The following is a 10,360-nucleotide window of genomic DNA, read 5'->3' as shown; positions in this document are numbered from 1 at the left end:
GACAAGGCCATGCGGCGCGCAGGATCGGGCCTTGATGCCGTTTATGTCGTCGGCGGGGGTGCGCGTTCCGAACAATGGCTGCAGATCATTGCAGCGGTTACCGGGCTGACCCTGCTGAAGCCCCAAGCAGGCGATTTGGGTGCCGCACTGGGGGCGGCCCGCTTGGCTGCGGCTTGTGCAGAAGGCGAAATCTCGGAACGGGTCTTTGCCGCACCCAGCATCGCAGGTGAGGTGATACCCGATACCAAACTGGCAGAACGCTATGCGGAAAAGTATGTGTCCTTCCAAAGCGCATTTCAGCCCCTTCGTGCGCTCCACTGATCATTTCTCAGACTGCCGCTCACTACAATTCGACAATTCTGCTGCATTGCAGCAGAATTGCTGAGAACCCGGCACAACCGCCGGGTGACAACCTCTTAAATGCTGATGAAATACGCACAGCAGATGTCAAAAAAGTATCAGAAAAAACTTGCTGTGGTCGTGGCTGCATGACTTGAGCAGTGATACCAAAGAATCAACGTCGGAGGGAGACTCGGCATCGCCAAGAGCGAGCCGTGCCGGCAGAGGGGAGGACGTCATGCAGCCAGATCTGGAGCTTGTGCATATCCGCAAGGGTGAATCCTTTGCCGCATGGAAGCATGGCTATCCCTTCCGGACGGTGCGCTGGCATTTCCATCCCGAATACGAGATCCACCTGGTCGTGGCGACTACTGGAAAGTACTATATCGGAGACCATGTCGGCGAATTTGGCCCCGGGCAGCTGATCATGACCGGGCCGAACCTGCCACAGAACTGGATCAGTGTCATCCGGCCCGGCGAGATCGTTCCGCAGAGGACCGAGGTGATCCAGTTCCCCGAAAGCTTCATCGAAGCGGCGCGCGCCGCCTTTCCCGAAATGGAGGCCGTGCGTCATCTGCTGGAACGCAGCCGCCGCGGCATCTTGTTCGGCGACGACACCAGCCGTACCGTGCGTCCCCTGATGCGCGCGCTGATCGAGGCACGTGGCGTGCGCCGCCTAGGGCTGTTCTTCCAGATCCTTGACCTGCTGGCCCATGCGCCGACGTCACAGATCCTTGCCAGCCTCAGTTTTGTGCTGGACATGGAACGGGCCGAGGAATCCGACATGAACCGCGCGATCGGCCACCTGCGCGAAAATCTGCACGAACCACTGAGCGAAACCGAACTGGCCGAACTGACCGGCCAAAGCCAAAGCGCATTTTCCCGGTCGTTCAAACGGCATACCGGCACGACACTGGTACGTTATCGCAACCAGTTGCGCATCGACCTGGCCTGTCACATGCTGCTTTCGGACCCTGAGGCCAAGGTGTCCGACATCTGTTATGATGTGGGCTTTTCCAACCTGTCGAACTTCAACCGCCATTTCCTCAAGCTGAAGAAGATGTCGCCATCCGAATTCCGGGCGACCTTTGCGGCCAACCAGACGATCCGCATGGCCAGCTGAGCACCGCACCACCCCAAAAACCCTTTGAACGTGGCAGGCGCATCGCAGGCGACGAACAAGGGGAGACTGCCAGCTTCATAAACGGGAGGACCATTCCATGAAGACCCTACTGAAGACCGCATCCGTTGCCGCCATCGCCCTTGCCACATCGGCCGGATTTGCTGCCGCGCAGGACGATCAGCTCAAGATCGGGATGACGTTCCAGGAAATGAACAACCCCTACTTCGTCTCGATGCAGGAGGCCTTGAACGAGGCCGCGGCCTCCATCGGTGCCGAGGTCATCGTCACCGATGCCGGTCACGACGTGGCCAAGCAGATCTCGGACGTCGAGGACATGCTGCAGCAGGGCATCGACATCCTGCTGCTGAACCCGACCGACAGCGCCGGCGTGGAATCCGCTGTGCGCATGGCCAAGGATCAGGGCGTGATCGTCGTGGCCGTGGACGCCAACGCCAACGGCCCGGTCGACAGCTTTGTCGGCTCGAAGAACCGCGACGCGGGCTACCAGTCCTGCAATTACCTTGCGGAGGCCCTGGGCGGTGAAGGCGAGGTCGCAATCCTTGACGGCATTCCCGTCGTGCCGATCCTTGAGCGTGTCGAAGGTTGCAAGGCCGCGTTGGGCGAACACGAGGGCATCACCCTTGTCGACACCCAAAATGGCCGTCAGGATCGCTCGGTCGCACTGGGCGTGGTCGAGAACATGATCCAGTCGCACCCGAACCTGGCCGGCATCTTCTCGGTCAATGACGGCGGTGCCATGGGGGCCCTGTCCGCCATTCAGGGGTCGGGCCGCGACATCAAGCTGACCTCGGTCGATGGTGCGCCCGAGGCAGTTCAGGCCATCGCCGACGGCACTCCGTTCATCGAGACGACGGCCCAGTTCCCGCGCGACCAGGTTCGCGTCGGCCTTGGCATGGCGCTGGCCCAGTACTGGGGCGCCAGCGTGGTTCCGTCCGAGGTGCCGATCGATGTCCGTGTCGTTGACAGCGAGAATGCCGCCGACTTCAGCTGGTAATCCATCACGATACAGGCCGCGCCCTGTCGGGCGCGGCCACAGGATCAGACGACAGGAGGCAAGATGCTCGAGCTGAAGGAAATACGAAAAAGCTTCGGCCGGATCGAGGTCCTGCACGGCGTCGACCTGCATGTTCGGGCAGGCGAGGTTCATGCGCTTCTGGGCGAGAACGGCGCTGGCAAGTCCACCCTGATGAAGATTGTCAGCGGCATCATCCAGCCAAGCGCCGGCAGGATCATCGTTGACGGGCAGGACCGCAGCTTTGCCACTTATGACGAGGCGATTGCCGCGGGCATCGGCATCGTGTTTCAGGAATTCAGCCTGATCCCCTATCTGACCGCAGTCGAGAACATGTTCCTCGCGCGCGAGAGCAAGACGCCCTTCGGCCTGCTGGACCGGAAGGCGATGCGCCGGCGTGCGCAGGAAATCCTGCAAAGGCTGGAGGTCGATCTGCCCCTTGACATCCCGATCGCGCGCCTTTCGGTTGCCGAACAGCAGTTCGTGGAAATCGCCAAGGCGCTGTCGCTGGACGCGCGCATCCTCGTGCTGGACGAGCCGACGGCGACGCTGACGCCTGCCGAGGTCGAGCACCTGTTCAAGGTCATGCGAGAACTGCGCGCAGCCGGCGTCGCGATTGTTTTCATCTCGCATCATCTGGAAGAGATCTTCGAGATCTGCGACCGCATCACCGTCCTGCGCGATGGCGAATACGTCGGCAGCTGCGATGTGGCTGATGTCACGACGGACCGTCTGGTCGAGATGATGGTCGGCCGCCGGATCGAGAACAGCTTTCCGCCGAAGCCTGCCCCCGACCCCGCCGCCAAGGTCGTCCTGGAGGTCGAGGAGGTCCAGCTGCGCCGCGGCGGTCCCCTTTCCTCCTTCCAGCTGCGCGCGGGAGAAATCCTGGGCTTTGCCGGCCTTGTGGGTTCGGGGCGGACGGAAACCGTGCTGTCGATCCTTGGCGCCTATTCCGCGGCGCGCTGCAAGGTCAGGATCGGTGGCGTCGAAAAGCGTCTGCGCGATCCGGCCGACGGGCTGTCTCACGGGATCGGTCTTCTGCCCGAAAGCCGCAAGGAGCAGGGGCTGATCACCAGCTTCTCGATCCTGCAGAACGTGTCGCTGAACAATTACGGCAAGTATCGCCAGGGCCACTGGTTCATCGATTTCAAGAAGGAACTGGCCTGTACGCAGGACGCCATGGAGCAGGTCCGCGTCAAGTCGCAGGGTGCCCGGGCGCGCGTGGACACCCTGTCGGGCGGCAACCAGCAGAAGGTGGTGATCGCCCGTTGGCTGAACCACGACATGCAGATCCTGATCTTCGACGAACCGACGCGCGGCATCGATGTCGGCGCCAAGGCCGAGATCTATCACCTGATGCGGGAATTCACTGCAAAAGGCTGTGCCATCATCATGATCTCGTCCGAGCTTCCCGAAGTCATCGGCATGTCCGACCGGGTCTGCGTCTTCCGCTCGGGCGGCATCGTCGCGACGGTCGAAGGCAGCGCCATCACCTCGGAAGAGATCATGACACACGCAACGACCGGGAGGATCGAACATGTCGCTTGATGCAAACACCGCAGCCGCCCCCAAGGGCCGGACGCGCATGTCCCCCCTGGACTGGCTGCTTCATTCGCCGCTGGCCCTGCCGCTGGTCGGCCTGATCGTCGTCTCGATCCTGATGGCATTCGCCAGCGACAACTTCTTCACGGTCAACAACATCCTGAACGTGCTGCGCCAGGTGTCGGTGGTGGGCATCCTGGCCGTGGGCATGACCTTTGTCATCCTGACGGGCGGGATCGACCTGTCAGTGGGCGCGGTCATGGCGCTGGCCGGCACGATCGCGGCGGGCCTCATGGTCAACATGGGGTTGCCGGGCGGCGTCGGACTGGCGGCAGCGCTGCTGGTCGGCCTTGGCCTCGGCCTCTTCAACGGCGCTCTGGTTGCTTGGGGCAAAATGCCCGCGATCATCGTGACGCTGGCCACGATGGGTATCGCACGCGGTCTCGGGCTGATCTATTCGGGCGGTTACCCCATCAGCGGCCTGCCCTCCTGGGTGTCGTGGTTCGGCGTGGGCCGCATCGGAATCATTCCGGTTCCGGTCATCATCATGCTGGTCGTCTATGCACTGGCCTGGGTGCTGCTGCAGCGCACGCCCTTTGGCCGGCACGTTTACGCCATCGGCGGCAATGAAACGGCCGCACGCCTGTCTGGCGTCCGCACGCGGCTGGTCAAGCTGGCTGTCTTCGCGATCTCGGGCGTGACGGCCTCACTGGCGGCCATCGTGCTGACCGGCCGCCTGATGAGCGGCCAGCCCAATGCCGGCGTCGGCTTCGAACTGGATGCCATCGCCGCGGTGGTTCTGGGCGGAACTGCCATCGCCGGCGGCCGCGGCCTGATCCTGGGCACGCTGATCGGCGCTGTGCTGCTGGGCATCCTGAACAACGGCCTGAACCTTGTGGGCATCAACCCCTACATGCAGGACGTGATCAAGGGCCTGATCATCCTGCTTGCCATCTATATCGGCCGCGAGTGGCGCTGATGATGCACAGCCATTTCATCGGCATCGATGTCGGCACCGGATCGGCGCGGGCGGGGGTTTTCGACGCACAGGGCACGGCTCTGGGCACGGGCAAGACGGACATCATGATGCACCGCCCTTCCGGCGAGATCGCGGAACAGTCCAGCGCACAGATCTGGGACGCCGTCTGCCAGGCCACCCGAATGGCGATGGCGCAGGCTGCCGTCGACCCGGACAGCGTGGCAGGCATCGGCTTTGACGCCACCTGCTCTCTGGTCGTCATCAGTGACGCACCCTTGGGCGTCGGTGAACCCGATCACCCGGAACGTGACATCATCGTCTGGATGGATCATCGCGCCACGGATCAGGCAGCCCGGATCAACGCAGGAGAACACGATGTCCTGCGCTATGTCGGAGGGCGCATCTCGCCCGAGATGGAAACACCGAAGCTTTTGTGGCTGAAGGAGCAGCGGCCCGAGGTGTTCGCCGCTGCGCGCCATTTCTTCGACCTCACGGACTTCCTGACCTGGAAGGCGACGGGCAGTCTGGCCCGATCGACCTGCACCGTCACCTGCAAGTGGACCTACCTGGCGCATGAAGCGCGGTGGGACGCGGACTATTTCCGCAGCATCGGCCTGGGGGAACTGGCGGACGAAGGCTTTGCCCGGATCGGCACGGAGGTGGTCGAGCCTGCAACCCCTTTGGGCCGGGGGCTTGTGCCGGATGCGGCACGTGCGATGGGTCTGCCATCCGGCATCGCGGTCGGCGCGGGATTGATCGACGCCCATGCGGGCGGCGTCGGCACGGTTTGCGCGCGGGGCGGGGCCGAGGATCCGACAGGCGCCTTGGGCTATGTCTTCGGGACATCGTCCTGTACCATGACCACGACACGGCAGCCGGCCTTTGTGCCGGGGGTATGGGGGCCCTATTTTTCGGCCATGGTGCCGGGAGCCTGGCTGAACGAGGGCGGGCAATCGGTCGCGGGGGCTGCCATCGACCACCTGATCCTGATGCACCCTGCCCACGCGCAGGCTGCGACAGCCGCGCAGGCGGAAAACAAATCCCTGCCCGAATGGCTGGCCGACGCGGCAATGGCGCAGGCGGGCCACGCCTCGGATGCGGTGCGAATGGCCGCCCATCTGCATGTCGTGCCGGAATTCCTGGGCAATCGCGCACCCTTTGCCGACCCCCATGCCCGAGCCACGATCACCGGTCTGGGGATGGAAACGGGCATCAACGCCCTGGTCGCTCAGTACGTCGCGGGGATCTGCGGGTTGGGCTATGGGCTGCGCCAGATCGTCCAGACGCAGGCCGCGCATGGCGCCGGTGTCCAGCGGATCGCGATCAGCGGGGGCGCGGGCCGTCATCCGCTGATCCGCCAGCTGCTGGCGGACGCGACCGGCCTGCCCGTGGATGCGACCGTCAGCGAGGAACCTGTGCTGCTGGGGGCGGCCATGCTGGGGGCGGTGGCAGCGGGGGCCTTTCCCGATCTTGCGACCGCGATGCCCGCCATGTCCTCGGTCCAGGCGACCTACAGGCCCGCTGCAGGTGCCATCGAAGACCTGCATGCGGCTCGCTATGAAGCCTTTCTGACATTGCAGGGTACCGCGCGCGACATTCGTGCCGCGACAGATGCAGCGCTTGCCTGACCTCCTTCTTTTCCCAAGGACGAACTCATGAAATTCTTTGTCGATACCGCCCTCCTGGACGAGATCCGGGAACTGAACGATTACGGGCTGCTGGATGGGGTGACGACCAATCCGTCCCTGATCGCCAAGTCGGGGCGCGACTTCAAGGAAAGCATCGCCCGGATCTGCGAACTGGTCGATGGTCCGGTCTCGGCCGAGGTCGCGGCGACCGATGCCGCCGGCATGATCGCCGAGGGTGAAGTGCTGGCCGCCATTGCGTCCAATGTCGTGGTCAAGCTGCCCACCACGCTGGATGGGCTGAAGGCATGCCGCCATTTCAGCGACAAGGGGATCGGGACGAACCTGGCGCTGTGCTTCACGGCCAATCAGGCGCTGCTGGTCGCCAAGGCAGGGGCAACCTATGTTTCGCCGTTCGTGGGGCGGCTGGACGACCTGAACCTAGACGGAATGACGCTGATCCGCGACATCCGCGCGATCTATGACAACTATGCCTTTGACACCCAGATCCTGGCGGCTTCGGTTCGGACGGCTAATCACGTCACGGCTGCGGCGATCGCCGGCGCGGATGTGGCGACTGTCCCGGCTGCAATCATCCTGGGCCTGATCCGGCACCCGCTGACGGACGCGGGGCTCGCCACATTTTCTGCCGACTGGGCCGCAACCGGCCAATCCATCCTGTGAGGCACATCATGCAATTCGAAGGCAAATCCGTCATCATCACCGGCGCCGGCAAGGGCATCGGCCGCGCCACTGCCCTGCTGTTGGCGGAACGGGGGGCCCGGGTGGTCGCCATCAGCCGCACCTCCTCCGACCTGCACAGCCTTGAGCAGGAAACAGGGGGGCGCAGCATCGCCGCCGACCTGTCGAACCCGGCCGCCGCGCGGGAGGCCATGGCCGAGGCCGGAACATGCGATTTCCTGGTCAACTGCGCAGGGACCAATGTTCTGGAAAGCCTGCTGGACATGACGGATGCCGGTTACGAGACGGTGCTGGGCATCAACCTCCGCACCGCCTTGATTTGCGCCCAAGAGTTTGCGCGCGCCCGTGTGGCGGCCGGCGGCGGCGGCGCGATCGTCAATGTCACCAGCATCGCCGGCCATCGCGGCTTTCAGGATCATGTCTGCTATGCGGCGTCCAAGGCGGGACTGGAGGGTGCGACCCGCGTCATGGCCAAGGAGCTTGGCCCCCATGGCATCCGCGTGACGGCCATCGCCCCCACGGTCACCATGACCGAACTGGCCGCGGAGGCCTGGAGCGATCCTGCCAAAAGCACGCCGATGATGGTGCGCCACCCGATGGGCCGCTTTGCCGAGGCCGAGGACGTCGCCCGAAGCATCGCCCTCCTGTTGTCGGACGATGCGGCCATGGTGACAGGTGCCGTCCTGCCTCTGGATGGCGGTTTTCTGGCGGTCTGACACCAGCAAGATTGAAACTATTTGGCGGGTCCGGCCCGCAAGACGAAGGAGACTGACATGTCCGCAGAACTGCAAGGCAAGATTGCCGCCATCACTGGCGCTGCCTCGGGCATTGGCCTGGCCACGGCCCGCGCACTTCTGGCCGCAGGCGCAAACGTGGTCCTGGTCGACCGCAACGAGGCTGCTTTGGCCGAACTGACCGAGGAACTGGGGCCCAAGGCCATCGCACAGGTCACCGACCTGCTGGATCCTGACAGCTGCAACGACATGGTGCCCGAAATCCTGGACAAGGTCGGCCATATTGACATCATGGCCTGCAATGCAGGCAGCTATATTGGCGGGGATCTGGTCGATACCGATCCTGCCGCCATCGACCGCATGCTGAACCTGAACGTCAATGCGGTGATCAAGAACGTCCATGCCGTGGCGCCTCACATGATCGCCCGCAAGACGGGAGACATCGTTGTGACCTGCTCGATCGCCGGCCATGCCCCGATCCATGTCGAGCCGGTCTATTCGGCCTCGAAATGGGCCGTCACCTGCTTTGTCCAGACCATGCGGCGCCAATTGATGGGGCATGGCATCCGTGTCGGGCAGGTGTCACCCGGACCCGTCATTTCGGCCTTGCTGTCGGACTGGGAGCCGGAGCGCCTGCAGCGGATGAAAGACGCCGGCGCGCTGATCGAGCCGACCGAAGTTGCGGACGCGCTGATGTTCATGCTGAGTCGCCCGCGCAATGTGACGATCCGCGACATGATCGTCCTCCCCAGCAATTTCGACATCTAGTCCGTGAATCAGGCATGGCGGACAGTTTCGCCATGCCGGATCATGGCTCGGCATGCTGTTCGTTCCGGTTCAGCGGGGTCGCCCGGAAAGGCGGGCCTCGTGTTGGGCGAAGCTGATGGATATCGCAACCGTCTCTTTAATTGTGCAAAAGTTTCGCGCACCTTTTCTGGGATCATTGGATGAACTGCATCCGGACGCGCAAGGGTGTCATCACCGACAGCGCAATGCTCGGAAGGGCAAGAGAAGGGTCAAGGGCCGGACCAAGAGTGGCCCGGTTGACCTCCAACACCTCTCACAGCCTTGAGAAGATCAAATCCATCGGCCTGCACTAAAGGCTGATGGATTTCAGGAAGGCACTGACCTCCTGGACATGGTCTTCCCCAATCTCCGAACTGTTGTCATGGGTGGCCAGCCAGTCCAGCAGCGAAGCCGCACCCCGATCCGAAAAGCGCATCTGCCAGCTCTGAAAGAGCCTTTGCTCCAGCGGCCCCTGGTCGAGGATCGTAAGGCCCAGGTGGCGATCATCGTCGCGCAAATCGTCCAGCAACCGGAAGAGGCTGATGCGCGGTCCTTCCAGCCATTGGAAGAACAAGCCATCCTCGTGGTGGAGGCAGCCGGTCAAGCCATAAAGCCGGTTACGCTCGCGCGATTTTTTCAAGAGCAGATCGAGATCGTCGCGCGTAAGCCCCGGGCTGGCCACGCTCCGATAAAGGCAATAGGCCAAGCCACCAGCAGCAAGCGGGATCTCATTGCTCTCGGTTTCCCGCTGCCTCAGCAACAAATCTTCCTGCATGTCCATCACCTCCCTCATTGGACACAAGCATCTCATAATGTGCATACAATGCAAATGCCTTCTGCTTGAACAATTTGAACCAAAATCCCTTCTTGCTCGGCACGATGCGCATTCGAAATCAGTCTGCCGCATCCGCGAATGATGTCCGTTGATACCCTTTGTCGGGTCAGGGGAAAGACCAAAGCGGCCATGGTCCCTCCAGGCTTTCAGTTAAGTCTGATATGTCTTACCACTCATGCCAATCTGATGTCCTTGCCATGGAATTGCTCAATGCGCCTGAAATCGAAATCGTCTCTCTTTTTGTCACGCCGCGCGCTTTTGGGTGCTGGTGGCGCGGCGGCCGCTGCAAGCCTTGTTGCGCCAGCCTTGGCGCAGGAAGCGGCGCCTGATTTCTATGTGCCTCGTCCGGTGCCAGTGACCAACGGACATGCAGACCTGTCGCCTGACGAGGCGTTGGCACTCCTGGAGGAAGGCAACAGGGCATTCCTTGCAAACCGTCTCCCCCGTCCCGACTTTTCTGCCGATCGACGGCTTGATCTGGCCCAAGGTCAGGCGCCTTTCGTGGCCTATGTCAGCTGCTCGGACAGCCGGGTTCCGCCGGAACTTCTGTTCGGACGCGGGCTGGGCGAGTTGTTCATCATACGCAACGCCGGCAATACTCTGGACACCGTGGCCCGCGGATCGGTCGAATATGCGGTGGCCGAACTGCGCGTTCCGCTGGT

11 protein-coding genes are annotated in these 10,360 nt (G+C 62.8%); 10 read left to right on the top strand and 1 reads right to left on the bottom strand.

Going from position 1 to position 10,360, the window contains the following annotated elements; genetic code table 11:
• The 9 genes from ACLHHB_RS14470 to ACLHHB_RS14430 form a co-directional block, all read left to right on the top strand.
• A partial coding sequence (locus tag ACLHHB_RS14470) for an FGGY-family carbohydrate kinase (protein WP_410218989.1) occupies window positions 1-321 on the top strand: 321 nt, incomplete at its 5' end.
• A 256-nt stretch (window positions 322-577) separates the two neighbouring features.
• Complete coding sequence (locus ACLHHB_RS14465) at window positions 578-1,462, top strand: helix-turn-helix domain-containing protein (protein WP_410218988.1); 885 nt, start codon at window positions 578-580, stop codon at window positions 1,460-1,462.
• A 97-nt stretch (window positions 1,463-1,559) separates the two neighbouring features.
• Window positions 1,560-2,477, top strand: coding sequence for an ABC transporter substrate-binding protein (locus ACLHHB_RS14460; protein ID WP_410218987.1), 918 nt, complete (start codon window positions 1,560-1,562; stop codon window positions 2,475-2,477).
• Between the two features lie 63 nt (window positions 2,478-2,540).
• A complete protein-coding gene (locus ACLHHB_RS14455; RefSeq protein ID WP_410218986.1) occupies window positions 2,541-4,043 on the top strand; it encodes a sugar ABC transporter ATP-binding protein in 1,503 nt (500 codons plus the stop codon).
• A complete protein-coding gene (locus ACLHHB_RS14450) occupies window positions 4,033-5,016 on the top strand; it encodes an ABC transporter permease (RefSeq protein ID WP_410218985.1) in 984 nt (327 codons plus the stop codon). Before ACLHHB_RS14455 ends, ACLHHB_RS14450 begins: the two co-directional genes overlap by 11 nt.
• A gap of 2 nt (window positions 5,017-5,018) precedes the next feature.
• Window positions 5,019-6,644, top strand: coding sequence for an FGGY-family carbohydrate kinase (locus ACLHHB_RS14445; RefSeq protein WP_410218990.1), 1,626 nt, complete (start codon window positions 5,019-5,021; stop codon window positions 6,642-6,644).
• A gap of 27 nt (window positions 6,645-6,671) precedes the next feature.
• Window positions 6,672-7,325 carry a fructose-6-phosphate aldolase gene (gene fsa / locus ACLHHB_RS14440; protein ID WP_410218984.1) on the top strand — a complete coding sequence of 218 codons (654 nt, stop codon included), beginning with the start codon at window positions 6,672-6,674 and terminating at the stop codon, window positions 7,323-7,325.
• An 8-nt stretch (window positions 7,326-7,333) separates the two neighbouring features.
• Window positions 7,334-8,059 carry an SDR family oxidoreductase gene (locus tag ACLHHB_RS14435; protein ID WP_410218983.1) on the top strand — a complete coding sequence of 242 codons (726 nt, stop codon included), beginning with the start codon at window positions 7,334-7,336 and terminating at the stop codon, window positions 8,057-8,059.
• Window positions 8,060-8,116: 57 nt separating this feature from the next.
• Window positions 8,117-8,845, top strand: coding sequence for an SDR family oxidoreductase (locus ACLHHB_RS14430; RefSeq protein WP_410218982.1), 729 nt, complete (start codon window positions 8,117-8,119; stop codon window positions 8,843-8,845).
• 328 nt (window positions 8,846-9,173) lie between these two features.
• On the opposite strand, the gene ACLHHB_RS14425 is transcribed toward ACLHHB_RS14430, so the two are convergent.
• The gene (locus ACLHHB_RS14425) at window positions 9,174-9,638 is read right to left on the bottom strand and encodes a BLUF domain-containing protein (RefSeq protein ID WP_410218981.1); all 465 of its coding nucleotides are present in this window, start codon (window positions 9,636-9,638) and stop codon (window positions 9,174-9,176) included.
• Window positions 9,639-9,908: 270 nt separating this feature from the next.
• Here ACLHHB_RS14425 and ACLHHB_RS14420 point away from each other — a divergent pair.
• A partial coding sequence (locus tag ACLHHB_RS14420) for a carbonic anhydrase (RefSeq protein WP_410218980.1) occupies window positions 9,909-10,360 on the top strand: 452 nt, incomplete at its 3' end.

It is taken from the genome of Paracoccus sp. (in: a-proteobacteria) (assembly GCF_046462195.1).
Lineage (GTDB): Bacteria > Pseudomonadota > Alphaproteobacteria > Rhodobacterales > Rhodobacteraceae > Paracoccus.
This window is presented reverse-complemented; position numbering and strand designations above follow the sequence as displayed.

Bases quoted from the DNA above. Each gene is read 5' to 3' on its own strand.
- ACLHHB_RS14445 (WP_410218990.1), top strand. From the start codon at position 5,019: ATGCACAGCCATTTCATCGGCATCGATGTCGGCACCGGATCGGCGCGG.
- ACLHHB_RS14455 (WP_410218986.1), top strand. From the start codon at position 2,541: ATGCTCGAGCTGAAGGAAATACGAAAAAGCTTCGGCCGGATCGAGGTC.
- ACLHHB_RS14430 (WP_410218982.1), top strand. From the start codon at position 8,117: ATGTCCGCAGAACTGCAAGGCAAGATTGCCGCCATCACTGGCGCTGCC.
- ACLHHB_RS14450 (WP_410218985.1), top strand. From the start codon at position 4,033: ATGTCGCTTGATGCAAACACCGCAGCCGCCCCCAAGGGCCGGACGCGC.
- ACLHHB_RS14435 (WP_410218983.1), top strand. From the start codon at position 7,334: ATGCAATTCGAAGGCAAATCCGTCATCATCACCGGCGCCGGCAAGGGC.
- fsa (WP_410218984.1), top strand. From the start codon at position 6,672: ATGAAATTCTTTGTCGATACCGCCCTCCTGGACGAGATCCGGGAACTG.
- ACLHHB_RS14465 (WP_410218988.1), top strand. From the start codon at position 578: ATGCAGCCAGATCTGGAGCTTGTGCATATCCGCAAGGGTGAATCCTTT.
- ACLHHB_RS14460 (WP_410218987.1), top strand. From the start codon at position 1,560: ATGAAGACCCTACTGAAGACCGCATCCGTTGCCGCCATCGCCCTTGCC.
- ACLHHB_RS14425 (WP_410218981.1), bottom strand. From the start codon at position 9,638: ATGCAGGAAGATTTGTTGCTGAGGCAGCGGGAAACCGAGAGCAATGAG.